General features: G+C 66.2%; 13 protein-coding genes. 10 read left to right on the top strand and 3 right to left on the bottom strand.

Annotated features, from left to right (window positions below; all coding sequences use genetic code 11):
* Positions 1-47 precede the first annotated feature (47 nt).
* A complete protein-coding gene (locus tag ACZY0Q_RS12480) occupies positions 48-977 on the bottom strand; it encodes an SDR family oxidoreductase (protein WP_463917262.1) in 930 nt (309 codons plus the stop codon).
* A 235-nt stretch (positions 978-1,212) separates the two neighbouring features.
* Between ACZY0Q_RS12480 and ACZY0Q_RS12475 the strand changes: the two genes are divergently transcribed.
* The 4 genes from ACZY0Q_RS12475 to ACZY0Q_RS12460 all read left to right on the top strand — a co-directional run bounded on the left by ACZY0Q_RS12475 (position 1,213) and on the right by ACZY0Q_RS12460 (position 6,518).
* On the top strand, positions 1,213-2,796 hold the full coding sequence (locus ACZY0Q_RS12475) for an acyl-CoA carboxylase subunit beta (RefSeq protein WP_463917260.1): 1,584 nt from the start codon (positions 1,213-1,215) through the stop codon (positions 2,794-2,796).
* Positions 2,797-2,846: 50 nt separating this feature from the next.
* Positions 2,847-3,098, top strand: a complete 252-nt coding sequence (locus ACZY0Q_RS12470) for an acyl-CoA carboxylase subunit epsilon (protein ID WP_463917259.1) — start codon at positions 2,847-2,849, stop codon at positions 3,096-3,098.
* A gap of 9 nt (positions 3,099-3,107) precedes the next feature.
* Complete coding sequence (locus tag ACZY0Q_RS12465) at positions 3,108-4,802, top strand: DUF885 domain-containing protein (protein WP_463917257.1); 1,695 nt, start codon at positions 3,108-3,110, stop codon at positions 4,800-4,802.
* Between the two features lie 252 nt (positions 4,803-5,054).
* The gene (locus ACZY0Q_RS12460) at positions 5,055-6,518 is read left to right on the top strand and encodes a dicarboxylate/amino acid:cation symporter (RefSeq protein WP_463917255.1); all 1,464 of its coding nucleotides are present in this window, start codon (positions 5,055-5,057) and stop codon (positions 6,516-6,518) included.
* A 121-nt stretch (positions 6,519-6,639) separates the two neighbouring features.
* Here ACZY0Q_RS12460 and ACZY0Q_RS12455 read toward each other — a convergent pair whose 3' ends face one another.
* Positions 6,640-7,227 carry a hypothetical protein gene (locus ACZY0Q_RS12455; protein WP_463917254.1) on the bottom strand — a complete coding sequence of 196 codons (588 nt, stop codon included), beginning with the start codon at positions 7,225-7,227 and terminating at the stop codon, positions 6,640-6,642.
* A gap of 160 nt (positions 7,228-7,387) precedes the next feature.
* Here ACZY0Q_RS12455 and ACZY0Q_RS12450 point away from each other — a divergent pair, with 160 nt between their 5' ends.
* The 6 genes from ACZY0Q_RS12450 to ACZY0Q_RS12425 all read left to right on the top strand — a co-directional run bounded on the left by ACZY0Q_RS12450 (position 7,388) and on the right by ACZY0Q_RS12425 (position 14,502).
* Positions 7,388-8,077 (top strand): TetR/AcrR family transcriptional regulator, encoded by a 690-nt coding sequence (locus ACZY0Q_RS12450; protein WP_463917252.1) that lies wholly within the window; start codon positions 7,388-7,390, stop codon positions 8,075-8,077.
* 1 nt (position 8,078) lies between these two features.
* Positions 8,079-10,604 carry an MMPL family transporter gene (locus tag ACZY0Q_RS12445; RefSeq protein WP_463917251.1) on the top strand — a complete coding sequence of 842 codons (2,526 nt, stop codon included), beginning with the start codon at positions 8,079-8,081 and terminating at the stop codon, positions 10,602-10,604.
* A gap of 9 nt (positions 10,605-10,613) precedes the next feature.
* Positions 10,614-11,300, top strand: coding sequence for a Maf family protein (locus ACZY0Q_RS12440; RefSeq protein ID WP_463917249.1), 687 nt, complete (start codon positions 10,614-10,616; stop codon positions 11,298-11,300).
* A 129-nt stretch (positions 11,301-11,429) separates the two neighbouring features.
* A complete protein-coding gene (locus tag ACZY0Q_RS12435; RefSeq protein ID WP_463917247.1) occupies positions 11,430-13,250 on the top strand; it encodes an acetyl/propionyl/methylcrotonyl-CoA carboxylase subunit alpha in 1,821 nt (606 codons plus the stop codon).
* Positions 13,251-13,269: 19 nt separating this feature from the next.
* Complete coding sequence (locus ACZY0Q_RS12430) at positions 13,270-13,710, top strand: YybH family protein (RefSeq protein ID WP_463917245.1); 441 nt, start codon at positions 13,270-13,272, stop codon at positions 13,708-13,710.
* A 60-nt stretch (positions 13,711-13,770) separates the two neighbouring features.
* A complete protein-coding gene (locus tag ACZY0Q_RS12425) occupies positions 13,771-14,502 on the top strand; it encodes a glutamine amidotransferase (RefSeq protein WP_463917243.1) in 732 nt (243 codons plus the stop codon).
* Positions 14,503-14,663: 161 nt separating this feature from the next.
* Here ACZY0Q_RS12425 and ACZY0Q_RS12420 read toward each other — a convergent pair whose 3' ends face one another.
* Positions 14,664-16,076: an MFS transporter gene (locus ACZY0Q_RS12420; RefSeq protein ID WP_463917241.1), complete on the bottom strand. Its 1,413-nt coding sequence runs from the start codon at positions 16,074-16,076 to the stop codon at positions 14,664-14,666.
* Between the last annotated feature and the right edge of the window lie 228 nt (positions 16,077-16,304).

Genomic DNA, 16,304 nt, shown 5'->3' with positions numbered 1-16,304 from the left:
CGCCTCCGCTGGCCGTTCCCACACAGCCACATGGCTGGAACCGCGGCTCAGAGGAAGATGTCCGGAACCAGCCGATCCTCCGCTGCCCCGAGGCTGTAGGGACGGAAGTCGGTGACACCCGCAGCGCGAAGTACCTCTTCGTCCGTGTAGAAGTTGCCGCTGGACGCGCCCGCACTGTCCCCGGTGCTGCCGGCCGGGTGCGCGCCGGCGAGGTTGCTGCCGGTCAGGACGGCATGCGCTGCGTCGGCCATGATCTGCGGTCCGCGGGCAGCCTGGACGATCTCCTGGCCGCCGGGCATATTCCGGATGGCCGCCGTATCGATAAGGGTGCACGGCCAGAGTGAGTTGACGTGGATGCCGTCGGCCTTGAGTTCTTCGGCAAGGCCCAGCGTGGTGAGGCTCATCCCGTATTTGGCCATGGTGTACGCCAGATGCCTGCCCGCCCAGTGTGGGTCAAGGTTCAGTGGCGGCGACAGCGTGAGGATGTGGGCGTGGGCCGATTGGCGCAGCGCGGGCAGTGACAGCTTGGACAGCAGGAATGTCCCGCGGACGTTGATGTCCTGCATCAGGTCGTAGCGTTTCATGTCCACATCGTCTGTGGTGGACAGATCGATGGCGGACGCGTTGTTGAGCACGATGTCGATTCCGCCGAAGCGTTCGACGGCGGCCGCCACGGCACCTGCGACGTCATCGTCATTGCGCACATCACCCACGATGGCCAGGGCATGGCCCCCGGCGGCCTCTACCTGCTCGGCGGCGCTGAAGACAGTGCCTGCCAGCTTCGCGTGGGGCTGGCCGGTCTTGGCCATCATGACAATATTGGCACCGTCCTGCGCTGCCCGGGTGGCAATCGCCAGCCCGATGCCGCGGCTGCCACCGGACATCAGAATGGTGCGGCCCCGAAGGGACCCGGCGGCCTGGTATGGCGCTGCGGCAGCGGCCCGGTACGGAGTTGCGGAATCGTTGCTGGAAGTCATGGCTCCACTGTAACCGAGGTATGTTACTGATGAGTAACATAGGGCTGGCCGCCGGAAAGTGCGGAAAATTGTAGGTTTTCTACAGTCGTCCCACGCAGATGCGTCATTAGACTAGCCAGCAGGGTTCGTCTTTTGTGTGGAAGCTACTTAAATCACGCGTCTGACCTGCCAGTTACCACCGCACGCAGCACCACATTGTTGCAGCACCAATCTGCTACAGAGCCGGAGAAACTTGATGAGCCACGATCTGACAACGACAGCGGGAAAGATCGCCGATTTCCGCGACCGCCAGGCCCGTGCAGAACAACCCTCCGGCCCCGAAGCCATAGAAAAGCAGCACGCCCGCGGAAAGAACACTGCCCGCGAGCGTGTGGACCTGCTGCTGGACGAAGGCTCGTTTGTGGAGCTTGACGCTCTGGCCGTGCACCGCTCCACCGCTTTCGGGATGGAAAAGAAGAAGCCGCTCGGCGACGGTCTGGTCTCCGGCTACGGCACGGTGGACGGGCGTCCCGTCGCCGTCTACAGCCAGGAATTTTCGGTGTACGGCGGATCGCTGAGCCAGGTCAATGGCGAGAAGATCGTCAAGGTCCAGGAATTCGCGCTGCGCAACGGCTGCCCCGTCGTCGGCATCCTCGACGGCGGCGGTGCCCGCATCCAGGAAGGCGTGGCCTCCCTGGCCATGTTTGCCGACATCTTCCGCAACAACGTCCACGCGTCCGGTGTGGTGCCGCAGATTTCGCTCATCATGGGCCCGTCCGCCGGCGGCGCGGCGTACTCCCCCGCCCTCACGGACTACGTGGTGATGGTGGACAAGACCTCGCACATGTTCATCACGGGACCCGACGTCATCAAGACCGTTACGGGCGAAGACGTGGACATGGAAACCCTGGGCGGCGCCCGCCAGCACAATGCCAACACGGGCACGTCCACGTACTTGGCCTCCGACGAAGCCGATGCCATTGAGTTCGTCCGCGAGCTGCTGGACTTCCTGCCGTCCAACAACCTCGCCGAGGCCCCGGTGCTGGAGCACCAGCAGGAGCTGGAGATCAACGACGACGATCTCGCCCTGGACACACTCGTCCCGGACTCTGCCAACCAGCCGTACGACATGCGAACGGTCATCGAGCAGATCGTTGACGACGCCCACTTCCTGGAGATGCAGTCCCTTTATGCCCCCAACGTCATCATCGGCTACGGCCGGGTAGAGGGCCACACCGTGGGGATCGTGGCCAACCAGCCGCTGCAGTTCGCCGGCACGCTGGACATCGCGGCCTCGGAGAAGGCCGCCCGGTTCGTCCGGAACTGCGATGCCTTCAATGTCCCCATCATCACGCTGGTGGACGTCCCCGGCTTCCTGCCCGGCAAGGACCAGGAGTTCCAAGGCATCATCCGCCGCGGCGCCAAGCTGCTGTACGCCTACGCCGAAGCCACCGTCCCCAAGCTGACAGTCATCACCCGCAAGGCGTACGGCGGAGCGTACATCGTGATGGGCTCCAAGAAGCTCGGCGCGGACCTGAACCTGGCATGGCCCACAGCGCAGATCGGCGTGATGGGCGCCCAGGGCGCCGTTAATATCCTGTACCGCCGCGACCTGGCCGAAGTTGCCGAGGCCGGCGGCGACGTGGAGGCCCGGCGCGCCGAGGTCATCCGACAGTACGAAGACGAGCTGCTGAACCCCTACCAGGCCGCCCAACTGGGTTACGTGGACGCGGTCATCGCACCGTCCGATACCCGGGGCCAGATCATCAAGGGCCTCCGCGCCCTCCGCGACAAGCGGGCGAGCCTGCCCACCAAGAAGCACGGGAACATCCCGCTGTGATCCCCAACGGCCCCCTAACCTCGCAGGCTCGGCCAGGGAACCCTGCCGTCGTGGCCCCTGGCAGCGAGCCGGTGGTTGAGCCGGGGAGCGAAACCCTTGAGCCCTCATTCCCCCTGCTCTCTGTCGTCAAGGGCCAACCGACAGCGGAGGAGCTCGCGGCCCTGACCGCCGTCGTGCTTTCCCTGGGCAGCGCTGACCCCGTGGCCTCCGGAAAGCCCACTGCCCGCGACTGGGTACGCCGCCAGCAGCTGCGGCTCGCCCCGACACCGGGTCCCGGCGCGTGGAGGCGGAGCCGGGGTTAGGCTCGTGGGGTGACTACCGAAGCCGCTCCTGCCGCCCGTCCGCACTCCGCCATCGATGCCATGGCGGATGACTACACCGACACGCTCATCCGACTTGACCCGTCGCTTGCCACCACGCTGGGGCTGCCGGGGCACGAGAAAGAGTACCCGGATTACTCCCCCGCGGGCATCGACGCCTTTGCGGCAGCGGCCCGGAACGCCCTTGCTGCCCTGGAGGGCCTGGCGCCGCAGGACGACGTGGATGCTGTCACCCTGGACGCCATGCGGGAACGGCTGGGCCTCCAGCTGGAAATCCATGAGTCGGGCTGGGACGAGGCGGCGCTGAATAACATCGCCTCGCCCGCACAGGACATCAGGGCCATTTTCGACCTGATGCCCACCGAAACCGATGAGCATTGGGAGCACATCGCCGGCCGTGCCCGGAACGTCCCCGGCGCTCTCCGCGGCTACATCGAGTCCCTGCGCCGCGCCCGGGACGCCGGCAAAGTCGCGGCCGAACGCCAGGTCTCCATTGTCATCGAGCAGACCACTAAATACGCCGCCGACGACGGTTTCTTCGCCAAGCTCGCCGCCGGAGCCCGGATTGGCGATAGTCCCCTGCCGGGTGAAACGCAGGGAAGGCTCGACGCCGGTGCTGCCGCCGCCCGGGGTGCCTACCGGGAGTTCGCGGAGTTCCTCCGCACGGAACTGCTGCCTGCCGCACCGCAGCAGGACGCCGTCGGCCGGGAACGGTACGCACTGGCTTCGCGCTCCTTTCTGGGCGCAGCCGTCGACCTCGAAGAGACCTACGCGTGGGGAGTCCAGGAACTGGACCGGCTCATCGCCGAGCAGGAAAATGTCGCGTCTCGCATCAAGCCAGGGGCCAGCATCGCGGAGGCCAAGGAGGTCCTCAACAATGACCCGGCACGCCAGCTCAAGGGCACGGAGGCCCTCAAGGCGTGGATGCAGGAACTCTCGGACAAGGCTGTAGCCGAGCTTGCCGGGGTGCACTTCGAGATCCCGGACGTGATGAAACAGCTCGAATGCCTTATCGCCCCGACCGACGAGGGCGGCATTTACTACACCGGCCCCTCTGATGACTTCTCACGCCCGGGCCGGATGTGGTGGTCGGTTCCGGCCGGCGAAGACACTTTCACCACCTGGGCCGAAACCACCACGGTGTTCCATGAAGGCGTTCCCGGGCACCACCTGCAGGTGGCCACCGCCACGTACCGGCGGGAGCTGCTGAACAAGTGGCGGCGCAACATCTGCTGGACGTCCGGCCACGGCGAAGGCTGGGCCCTCTACGCCGAAAAGCTCATGCAGGAACTCGGCTATTTGGCCGATCCCGGCGACCACATGGGCATGCTGGACATGCAGCGGATGCGGGCAGCCCGTGTGGTATTCGACATCGGCGTCCACCTGGAACTTGAAATCCCCGAACGCTGGGGCACCGGAACATGGACCCCGGACGCGGGCTACGAATTCCTCAAGGAGAACCTGCCCATCAGCGAAGGCCAGCTCAAATTCGAGTTCACCCGCTACCTCGGCTGGCCCGGCCAGGCCCCTTCCTACAAAGTGGGCCAGCGTCTCTGGGAACAGATCCGCGCCGACCTCGAAACCCGGCCCGGCTTCGATTTGAAGGCGTTCCACACGCGAGCGCTGAACATTGGATCGGTCGGCCTTGATACCCTCAGGCGAGCGCTGCTCGGAGTTTCACAATAGGGGCCCACGCCGGCAGGGTCCCCTGGCCGAGCTTGCGAGGTTAGGGAGCCGGTGGGGAGCACGCTGCCGGATGCGCCCCCTCCGGCCCCCTGAACGCGAGACGTTTACCACATCCGGCCTGGGAATAACTTCACAATTCCCTTGCATGACGGCGGATTCGCGCGGATTTCCGGTCTTGGACCGTTCGGGGGCCGCGTAACATTTCTCAACATCTGTTCGCCGTGGTAGGGACCCCCGGCCTAGCGTGTTCTGGTGAGCACTCAAACCCGCACCCCCGAATCCACAGGAAAGACCGGCTTCCAGCTGCCCAAGTGGGCTGGCTCGTTCGGTTTCCAGATCATCGCCGCCCTCATTGTTGGGCTGGGCCTCGGCCTGCTGGCCAAATACACGGGCAGCACCAAGGAGGCCCCCAACGGCCTTGGCGCCACGCTGCAGACCATTGGCTCCAGCTACGTTTCGCTGCTGCAGACCGCGGTGGTCCCGCTGATCTTCACCGCCGTGGTGAGCTCCATCTCGAACCTGCGCCAGGTCTCCAACGCCGCCAAGCTGGCCTGGAACACCCTGCTCTGGTTCGCCATCACGTCGCTGATCGCCGTGGTGATCGGCATCGGCCTCGGCGTGCTCCTGCAGCCCGGCGCCAACACCGGCATCACCCAGGAAGCCAAGTACGCCGGCAAGTCCGGTGACTGGTGGTCCTTCCTGATCGGACTGTTCCCCAAGAACTTCCTTGGCCTGGGTGCCAGCTCCACCGTGACCGAAAGCGCCACCGCAGCTACCACCGTCAGCACCTCTGTGAGCTTCAACGTGCTCCAGATCCTGGTGATTGCCATCGCCGTCGGCGTCGCCGCCCTCAAGGTGGGCAAGGCTGCTGAGCCGTTCCTGAACCTCAACGCCTCGGCGCTTGCCGTCATCCAGAAGGTCCTTTGGTGGATCATCCGCATCGCCCCGCTCGGCACCGTGGGCCTGATCGGCAACGCCGCGGCCGTCTACGGCTGGGACACCATCGGCGCGCTCGGTAAGTTCACCTTCGCCATTTACGTGGGCCTGGCCCTGGTGCTGTTTGTGGTTTACCCGACCCTGATCCGCTCGCACGGCCTGTCCGTGAAGCAGTACTTCTCCGGCGTCTGGCCAGCCGTGCAGCTGGCATTTGTGTCCCGCTCCTCGATCGGAACTCTGCCGCTAACCCAGCGCGTCACGGAGCGCAGCCTGGGTGTTCCCCGCGCCTACGCATCCTTCGCCGTACCCCTGGGCGCCACCACCAAGATGGACGGCTGCGCCGCGATCTACCCCGCGATCTCCGCCATCTTTGTGGCCCAGTTCTTCGGCGTCCAGCTGGACGCCAGCCACTACGTGCTCATCGCCCTCGTCTCGGTCCTCGGTTCCGCCGCAACGGCCGGCACCACCGGCGCCGTGGTGATGCTCACCTTGACGCTCTCCACGCTGGGACTGCCCCTGGCCGGCGTCGGACTCCTGCTCGCGATTGACCCGATCCTGGACATGGGCCGCACCGCGGTCAACGTCGCGGGCCAGGCCCTCGTGCCCACCATCGTGGCCAAGCGCCAGGGCATCCTCGACGAGACGCTCTACAACGCACCCCGCAACGGGACTCCGTTCGTGGACGACGACGCCGACTCCGCCGCTGCGGATCCCTCCGCCATCGCCGGAGCTACTGACGCACCGGAAGCCGGACGCACACTGGCCGATGCGAAGGCCTGACGCACAAGGCTGACGCATAGGCCTGACGCCGCCGCGCGAACAGCTAACAGGGGAAGTCCCCGGGAAGTGCTCCCGGGGACTTCCCCTGTTCTGTGCTGCGTGTCGCCCAGCCCAGCTTGCGCTAGCGGCCACCACCTCCGATGACTCCGTTCTGGACAGCCTTGGTCACGGCGTCCGCCTCGGCCTGGGTCAGCTTGCCGTCAGTGACGGCCGCATCCAGGCGCGTCTTCAGAGCCGCGGCGCGATCCGCCTGTTCGGCAGTGCGCAGCTCTTCGAGCGCCGCCGTGACCTTGGCCTCGTCGATGCCCAGCGTCGCCGCGAGGGACTTCGCGAGTTCAGCCTGCTTCACGGCCGGGTCCGGCCGGGTTCCTTCAGTTTTTGTTCCGTCGGCTGGCGGGGTGGCGGGCCTGTTGGCGTCACGGTAGGCCTTCAGGGCCTCCGTCACCTTGGCCTCATCCACACCCAGCTTGGTGGCGAGTGCCGCGGCGTCCGTACCACCGAAACCTCCGAAGCCGCCGTGGCCGTGACCGCCCCGCATGCCCTTGCCGTCGGCGGGCGCGCTGCTGGTGCTGCCGTCCGCGGCGGCGCTCGAGCTGGCGCTGGGGGTGGGCGTCGTGGTTGCCGATGCCATGCCGGCAACGCCGATCCCGGCGCCAAGTGCCAGCGCAGTGGCCGTGAGGCCCACAGCAATTCTCTTTGTGCGTACCATTCTTGTCTCCTGGATCTGCCGCCCGGTGACGGCTGGTCAAGATGTCCCAGACGGGACTCTTTCAGTCTCCGGCGGCAGCCTCAGGCCCAGCTGTCGGGAACCTTTCATCTTCCTGTGAATCAACTTGCGCGGCGTGCAAAATTGCACGTAGTGTAATTTTATGCCCGAACTTCTCTCGCGCCGTGAGCTGAACAAAGCCGCCACGCGCCAGGCCATCACCGATGCCGCGTTGACCCTGCTGCGCGCCCAGGGACCCGGGAATTTCACCGTGGAAGACATTGCCGAATCAGCCGGGATCTCGCGCCGCACCTTCTTCAACTACTTCAGCAGCACCGAGGCCGCGCTGGCCTCCATGACCCACGGGTTTCTGGACAACGCCCTTCAGCAGTTCCGGCAGCGGCCTGCTGACGAGCCCATCCTCGAGTCTGCGCGCGCAGCCCTGATGCAGCTGGCCGACCCCATGACGGTTGCTCCGCTGGCCGAACTCTTCACCCTCACCCAGAACAACGCCGTCCTGTCCCGGTCCGAACTTGAGGCGTGGGACCACTGCACCGAAGAGATCATCAGCGCGGCCCGGGAGCGCTTCGCCGGAACCCCGGGCCCCGCCGTCGACGAACTGTACCTGCGCGCCCTCGCCGGCTCCGTCATCTCCTGCGGGAAGGCGGCCATGGACGTGTGGTTCGCCCAATGCGGCGCTGATCTCTCCCCCGTATCGCTCGCTGTCCTGCGGCAACTGCTTATTGACGCCATGGGCCACCTCGGCTCCGGCTTCGGCAGCCCACTTCCAGCAGCCGGCCCCACTGCTACTTCACTGGCTGCCACCACCCACCCCCTCAAAGAACGGCTCTGACATGGCCCTGCTGCTCTACCGCCTCGGCAAGTTCTCCTACCGCCACCGCTGGCTGGTCGTTTCCCTCTGGCTCGCGGCACTGGTGGCCGTGGGCGGCTCCGCAGCAGCCTTCCACGGCACACTGTCCAACAACTTCCAGATCCCGGGCACCGAGACCCAGCGGATCGCGGACAAGCTGAAGCAGGAACTGCCGGCAGCGTCCGGCGGCTCTGCGACCATCGTCTTTGAAGCCCCGGACGGCGGCTTTACGGACGGGAGCCGCGCCGCTGTAACGGCCGCGCTGACCAAGCTTGGTGACCTGCCGGACGTCAAGGCCACGGTGGATCCGTTCGCCACACAAGCCCAGCTGGACCAGGCCGGGCAGGCCATCGCCGACGGCGAGCAGCAGCTTGCCGCTGGCCAGGCCCGCCTGGATGCCTCACGCGCCGAGCTCGACGCCGGCACGGCGCAGTTGGCTGCCGCGGAGCAGCAGATGACTGCCGCCGGCGCAACCCCAGCCATGATCGAAGCCCGGCTCGGAGCACAGAAGGCCGCCCTGGCCCAGGGCCGGGCGCAGTTCGACGCCGGCACCCAGGACCTGCAGGCTGCCAAGGCCAAGCTGGACCTGGGCAAGCGGCAGGCAGAAGCTTCCGCCGGGATCCGTTTCGTCTCGACGGACGGTCAGGCCGCCGTGGCACAGGTGCAGTTCAACACCTCCATCAATGCCCTGACCCCCGCAGTGCGCCAGCAGGTGCAGGACATCGCGCATGAGACCTCGTCCGCGGGTGTGACGGCACTGGCCAGCAAGGAAATCACCGAAGACATTTCAGAACTCTTCGGCACGGCCGAGATCATCGGCATCGGAGTGGCGGCCCTGGTCCTGATCCTGATGCTCGGCACGCTCATCGCCGCAGGCCTGCCGCTGCTGATGGCCGTGATCGGCGTTGGCGTTGGCGTGGGCATCACGTTCGCCCTGTCCGGCGCCTTCGAGATGAGCTCCATCTCCCCCATGCTCGCGCTGATGCTGGGACTCGCCGTGGGCATCGACTACTCCCTCTTCATCGTCAACCGGCACCGGACCCAGCTGCTTGCCGGCATGGACCCCGAGGAATCCGTGGCCCGCGCCACCGGAACCTCGGGCAACGCGGTGCTTTTTGCCGGCCTGACGGTCATCATCGCCCTCGCCGCCCTGGTGGTACCCGGGCTGCCGTTCCTGAGCGTGATGGGCCTGGCCGCGGCCGGCACCGTCGCGGTGGCCGTCATGGTGGCGCTCACCCTGACACCCGCCATGCTGTCCCTGATCGGCCGGCGCATCATTTCCCGGCGGGCCTGGGCCAAAGCCGATGCCCACAACGCCGAGGCCGGCCACGAGGTTTCCGACCAGGCCAAGGACGAGGAAAAGAGCACCCGTGGCTGGGGCGGCCTCGTCACCAGGCACCCCGTCGTGGCACTCGTCGCCGGTGTGCTCCTGCTGGGGACGCTGGCCCTGCCTGCCGCTCAGCTTCAGCTCGCCCTGCCCGACGGCGGCTCCGAACCTGTGGACTCCGAGGCCTACCAGGCCTATGACGTCACCGCGCGCAGCTTCGGCGAAGGCGTCACCGGACCGATTGTGGTGGTGGGCGAGTTCCCGGCCGGGCTGGACGAAACCCAGGCCCAGAAACTGCAGTATGACGTCGCGGACCTCATCCGCGGCGTGGACAACGTAGTGGCAACAGTGCCGGTAGCACTGAGTGAAGATCGCCGCACCGCCGTCTTCCAGGTCATCCCGGAGGAGGGGCCCGCCAAGGCCGGCACGGTGCAGGTGGTCAGCGAACTCCGTGAACGCGGCATGCAGATCCAGGCCGAAACGGGGGTCACCATCGGCCTGACCGGGCAGACCGCCGGCAACATCGACGTCTCTTCAAAACTTGGTGATGCCCTGCCGCCGTACCTGGCGATCGTCGTCGGGCTTTCCCTCATCCTGTTGTTGCTGGTGTTCCGCTCCATTGTGGTTCCCCTCCTGGCAACCGGCGGTTTCCTGCTGTCCCTGGCCGCCGCGTTCGGCCTGGTGGTGGCCGTTTACCAGTGGGGCTGGCTGGGCGGCGTGTTCGACGTCGCCAACCCCGGCGCGGTGCTGAGCTTCCTACCGATCATCCTGATCGGTGTGCTGTTCGGCCTGGCCATGGACTACCAGGTGTTCATCGCCTCCGGCATGCGCGAGTCCTACATGCACGGTGCTCCCGCCAAAAAGGCCGTACGCATCGGCTTCAGTCACGCCGGTGCCGTGGTGACCGCCGCCGCGATCATCATGGTCAGCGTGTTCGCCGGCTTCATCTTCAGCCACCTGACCATGGTCCGGCCGCTGGGCTTCGCCATGGCGTTCGGTGTGCTGCTGGATGCCTTTGTGGTCCGCATGACCATCGTCCCGGCCGTGATGTACCTCCTGGGCGAAAAGACCTGGTGGCTGCCGAAGTGGCTGGACCGGATCCTGCCGGACGTGGACGTGGAGGGCGCCCGGCTGGAACGCCGCGAAAACGAGCCGCAGAACCTGACCGAGCCAGTCCATTAGGCTGAAACGGTGACCCGCCTCATCCTCGCCTCCCAGTCCCCCGCCCGCACCAAGCTCCTGGCTGACGCCGGCATCCGGCACTCCGTGCTGGTCTCCGACGTGGACGAGGACGCGGTCCAGGCCCGCTACGGCGTCACGGATCCGCACGATACCGCGCTGCTGCTGGCACGCGCCAAAGCCGAGGCGGTGGCCGCGTTGCCGGAAGCCGAGGGCGCGCTGGTCATCGGCTGCGACTCCGTCTTCGAGTTCGACGGCGAGGCGCACGGCAAACCGTACACGGCCGCCGTCGCCCGCGAACGGATGCTGCGAATGAGCGGCAACAGCGGGGTCCTGCACACCGGGCACTGGCTGGTGGACTGCCGCGCGACGGCAGCCGACGAGGAATCCGCCGATGAGGCGGGGAATGAAGCGCCCGACGACGGCATCACGGCGCTGGGATCCGGCGCCACGCTCGGGGCGGTCGCCTCCGCCGAAGTCCACTTCACGGACATGGATCCCGAAGAGATCGACGCGTACATCGCCACCGGCGAACCGCTGCACTGCGCCGGCTCCTTCACCATTGACGGCCTGGGCGGCGCGTTCATCCTGAAGGTGGACGGGGACCCGCACGCCGTTGTGGGCCTGTCAGTCTCCACGCTGCGCAGTCTCCTCGGGCACGCAAACGTACGCATCACGGAGCTGTGGTCCGCCGAATAATTGCGGCGATTTTACGGCCAGTTGTAGGTTCCCTACAAAGCCGTGCCCGTTTACACGCGGAAACCGCAAGTAATATCGGCGGAACCCACAAAATCGCGCTAGGCTCCCTGAAGGAAAGAAGGAGACGCCTTGTCAGCAAATTTGGAGCAGTCCGCTAGTCCCGTGCAGTCGAACCTCACCAAGGTGCTGATCGCAAACCGGGGCGAAATCGCCGTGCGCATTATCCGCGCGGCACGCGACGAAGGCATTGCCTCCGTGGCCGTCTACGCCGATCCGGACCGCGACGCGCTCCATGTCAGGCTTGCCGACGAGGCCTACTCCCTGGGTGGCAACACCGCCGCGGAGTCCTACCTGGTGATGGACAAGATCATCGACGTTGCCCGCCAGTCCGGCGCCGACGGCATCCATCCCGGTTATGGCTTCCTCGCCGAAAACGCCGAGTTCGCAGCCAAGGTCATCGCCGCCGGCATCACCTGGATCGGCCCTTCCCCTGCCGCCATTTCCGCGCTGGGCGACAAAGTCCAGGCCCGGCACATCGCCGAGAAAGTCGGCGCGCCCCAGGTCCCCGGCACCGCCGATCCTGTGCAGTCTGCCGAGGAAATCCTCGAGTTCGTGGACAAGTTCGGCCTGCCGGTGGCCATCAAGGCAGCCTTCGGCGGCGGCGGACGCGGCATCAAAGTGGCCCGCACCCGCGAAGAAATCCCGGAACTCTTCGAGTCAGCCGTCCGTGAGGCCATCGCAGCGTTCGGCCGCGGCGAATGCTTCATTGAACGCTTCCTGGACGCCCCGCGCCACGTCGAGACGCAGTGCCTCGCGGACGCCCACGGCAACGTCGTGGTCATCTCCACGCGTGACTGCTCGCTGCAGCGCCGCAACCAAAAGCTCGTTGAAGAAGCACCGGCACCGTTCCTCACCGCAGAGCAGAACCGCCGCCTGTACGAATCCTCCAAGGCAATCCTGAAGGAAGCCGGTTACCTCGGCGCCGGAACCTGCGAGTTCCTGGTGGGCCAGGACGGCACCATCTCCTTCCTCGAGGTCAACACCCGCCTGCAGGTGGAGCACTGTGTCTCCGAGGAAGTCACCGGCATCGACCTGGTCCGCGAACAGTTCCGGCTGGCTCGCGGCGAGGAGCTCGGCTACGGCGATCCTGAGGTCCGCGGCCACTCGTTCGAATTCCGCATCACCGGCGAGGACCCGGGCCGCAACTTCATGCCCGCCCCCGGCACAATCACCACCCTGAAGAACCCCACCGGCCCTGGCATCCGGATCGATTCCGGTGTGGAGGAGGGCGACGTCATCAGCGGCAACTTCGACTCGATGCTCTCCAAGCTGATCGTCACCGGCGCCACGCGCACCCAGGCCCTGCAGCGTTCCCGGCGCGCCCTGGAGGAAATGGTGGTGGGAGGCATCCCCACCGTTATCCCCTTCGACCTCGCCGTTGTATCGGACCCCGCCTTTGCGCCCGAGGAAGGGCCGTTTAGCATCCACACCCGCTGGATTGAAACCGAATTCGTCAACAACATTCCTGCCTGGACGCCGGACGGAACCGCTGACGCCGGCGGCGACGCCGGTGAACGCCAGCGTGTGGTGGTTGAAGTGGGCGGCAAGCGCCTCGAGGTAGTCCTGCCCGCCTCCCTGGGTTCGATCGGGGCGGGTTCCGCCGCCGGTTCCGGAGCCAAGACGGGCAAGTCCAAGAAGCGCGTCCGTTCAGGCGGTGCGGCCGCGGCCGCCGCCGGGGACGCGCTGACATCCCCGATGCAGGGCACCATCGTCAAGGTTGCCGTGGCCAACGGCGATGTTGTGGCCGAGGGCGACCTGGTGGTTGTGCTCGAGGCGATGAAGATGGAACAGCCCCTGACCGCGCACCGTTCCGGAACCATCACCGGACTCAGTGCAGTGGCCGGTGAGACGGTTTCGGCCGGCGCCGTCATCGCCACGATCGAAGACTAGACCCTGCCGGAGGCACCCCATGCTTGCACCCAGTTTTGAAGAAGAAGTAGACCGCTACCACCTGGCGGTTCCGGAAATCACCCGCGGGAATCCCGGTGCCGTCAAGGAACTGTATTCCAGGCTCGACGACGTCACGCTGGCCAACCCGTTCGGCGGCATCGCACGCGGTTGGGCCCAGGTTGAGGCCCGGCTGGACCAGGCGTCCCGCCAGTTCCACGACGGCGAGATGCTCGGGTTCGACACCATCACGTCCTACACCGCACGTGACACGGCCTTCCTGGTGGAAACGGAACACTTCCGGGCCCGCCTGGAAAGCGCCGCGGCGCCGGAGGAATTCGCGCTCCGTGTGACCAGCATCTTCCGGCGTGAAGAAGGCTACTGGAAGCTCGTCCACCGCCACGCGGATCCGGCCGCACAGCCGCAGTCCCGGCGATCGCTCGCGCAGCCGGCCGGCCACTGACATCAGTCCGGCGCAGGCTGCACTCTGGCGCTGCGCTGGAGCCAACGGCACACTTAGCGTGTGAAGCCTTTCCTGCTCCTGGCCTCCCGGGCCGAAGACGCCGCCGCCGAAGACGAGTACGCCGCATACCTGAGGTATGGCGGGCTGGCACCGGACCAGCTCCGGCGCGTCCGGCTTGAGGCTGCTCCCCTGCCGCACCTGGACCTGGCCGACTACTCAGGCGTGATCGTGGGCGGCAGTCCCTTCACGTCCAGCGACCCGGCAGAGAAGAAGAGCGACACCCAGCACCGGGTGGAGCGTGAGCTTGCCGGGCTGCTGGACCGGATCGTCGCTGAGGATTTCCCGTTCCTTGGCGCCTGCTATGGGGTCGGGACTCTGGGAAGGCACCAGGGCGCTCTCATTGACAGGACATTCGGCGAACAGTTGGGCGGGGTGGAAATCGAACTGACACAGGCAGGGCTCGCGGATCCGCTCCTGCGCGGGATGCCGCGCCGCTTCACCGCCTTCACGGGACACAAGGAGGCCTGCACCAAACTCCCTTCCCACGCCGTGCTGCTGGCATCCTCCCCGGCCTGCCCCGTCCACATGTTCCGGATCAAGCAGAACCTGTACGCCACGCAGTTCCACCCTGAGCTGGACGCGGAGGGCCTGGTCACCAGGATCGACATCTACCGGCATGCTGGCTACTTTCCGCCCGAATCCGCCGAGGAGCTTATGGCGGGTGCGCGGCGGTTCACTGCTACGGAGCCTATGAAGATCCTGGCGAATTTCGTGGAGCGCTACGCCGGCTGAGCCTGCGCAAGGGTGGCGGCGCCGCCGTCGTGCGTTCCTCTGTGTCCTGCGCGGGTGCGCCTGCCCCGAACACAACAATGCCCGGCGCGCTCCCCGGAATTTCGGGGAGCACGCCGGGCAGTTCTGTCAGCAACCGGGCTGGAACACCCGACGGCGGGGCGTCAGGCTACGTTGTTCTCGTAGTCCAGGTCGCGGGTTTCCTTGCTCACGAACAGCGCGATCAGCGTCAGCACCGACATGACTGTCAGGTAAACACCCACCAGGACCGGGCTGCCGTCAGCCAGCTCCCACAGCGCCACGGCGATGAACGGGGCCACCGCAGCGCCCAGGATGCTGGAGACGTTGTAACTGACGGCGGAGCCCGTGTAGCGCACGTTGGTGGGGAACAGTTCCGGCAGCAGCGCACCCATGGGACCGAACGTGAGGCCCATCAGCGAGAAGCCGATGACCAGCAGGGCCATAGTGCCCACGAAGCCGCCGCTGAACAGCGGAACGAACAGCAGGCCGAAGACGAAGATGCCGCCGGTGACCGTCAACAGCATCTTGCGGCGGCCGTACTTCTCCGCCAGCGGTCCGGAAACCAGGGTGAAGATGCCGAAGAAGACAACGCCGGCAATCAGCATCCAGAGGAAGTCGTTGCGGGTGAAGCCCAGGCCGGGAACAAACGCCGCAGCGGCGGCCTCGGACATCGGCTTGCCGGCCTTCTCTGCGGCAGCTTTGGCGGCATCGAGGCTGGAGGCGCGGGTGCCGTAGGTCAGCGTGAACGTAGTCATCAGGTAGAAGAGCACGTACGTGGCGAGCATGATGAACGTGCCCAGGATGAGCGGACGCGAGCTTGTCTTGAAGACCCGGGCCAGGGGCAGCTTGGCCACCTCATTGGATTCGAGCACCTTGGTGAAGGCAGGCGTTTCGATCAGCTTGAGGCGGACGTAGAGGCCGATGATCACCATAACGGCGCTGAGCAGGAACGGCACGCGCCAGCCCCAGGCCAGGAAGTCGGCCGGCGTCAGCGCGTAGCTGGCCACCAGGAAGATCACGTTGGCGATGATGAAGCCGATGGGCGCACCCAGCTGCGGGAACGTGCCGTAGATGGCGCGCTTGTTGGCCGGAGCATTCTCCGTGGCCAGCAGGGCCGCGCCGCTCCATTCGCCGCCAAGGGCCAGGCCCTGGGCGAAGCGCATGACCACCAGCAGTGCCGGGGCCCAGAACTGCCAGCCCGGGACAAGCGCCGTGGGCAGGCAGCCGATCAGGAACGTGGCAATGCCCATGGTCAGCAGCGAGGCCACCAGGGTGCCCTTGCGGCCGAACTTATCGCCGAAGTGGCCAAAGACGATGGATCCCAGCGGGCGGGCCACAAAGGCCACACCGAAGACAGCGAAGGAGCTGAGCAGCTGGGTGGTCTCGTTCTGGTTGGGGAAGAACAGCGACGGGAAGACCAGCACGGCGGCGGTCGCGTAGACGTAGAAATCGTAGAACTCAACGGTGGTGCCGATCAGGCTGGCCACAATCACGCGGCCGCGTGAGTTCACCGCCTTGGGGGATTGTGACTCCGCGGTGGTTTGACTGGATGACATATGAACACTTTCCTGGGGACCGGCCGGGCCCGGTAAGGTCCGGCATGCAGTAGTTAGGGTTCAATATTAGTTCCGGCCGTCCAGTCAATGGACAAAAGGTCCACCATGCGGACTTATGGCATATGTCCCATCCTTCGGTCCGTTAACTCTCCTCACGCCGCCGGACGGCTGCCGATAGGCAAATGTCACAGCGCGTTAACAAACCGCGACCGTCCACGAAACGCACCT

The sequence above is a fragment of the Pseudarthrobacter lactosi genome, assembly GCF_055412785.1.
The sequence above is the reverse complement of the archived record's forward strand: the minus strand, read 5'-3'. Positions and strand labels throughout refer to the sequence as shown.

What these genes read in the sequence shown, in the direction of transcription:
- ACZY0Q_RS12480 (WP_463917262.1), bottom strand. Translation starts at nt 977, where the DNA reads ATGACTTCCAGCAACGATTCCGCAACTCCGTACCGGGCCGCTGCCGCA.
- ACZY0Q_RS12475 (WP_463917260.1), top strand. Translation starts at nt 1,213, where the DNA reads ATGAGCCACGATCTGACAACGACAGCGGGAAAGATCGCCGATTTCCGC.
- ACZY0Q_RS12455 (WP_463917254.1), bottom strand. Translation starts at nt 7,227, where the DNA reads ATGGTACGCACAAAGAGAATTGCTGTGGGCCTCACGGCCACTGCGCTG.
- ACZY0Q_RS12450 (WP_463917252.1), top strand. Translation starts at nt 7,388, where the DNA reads ATGCCCGAACTTCTCTCGCGCCGTGAGCTGAACAAAGCCGCCACGCGC.
- ACZY0Q_RS12445 (WP_463917251.1), top strand. Translation starts at nt 8,079, where the DNA reads ATGGCCCTGCTGCTCTACCGCCTCGGCAAGTTCTCCTACCGCCACCGC.
- ACZY0Q_RS12430 (WP_463917245.1), top strand. Translation starts at nt 13,270, where the DNA reads ATGCTTGCACCCAGTTTTGAAGAAGAAGTAGACCGCTACCACCTGGCG.
- ACZY0Q_RS12420 (WP_463917241.1), bottom strand. Translation starts at nt 16,076, where the DNA reads ATGTCATCCAGTCAAACCACCGCGGAGTCACAATCCCCCAAGGCGGTG.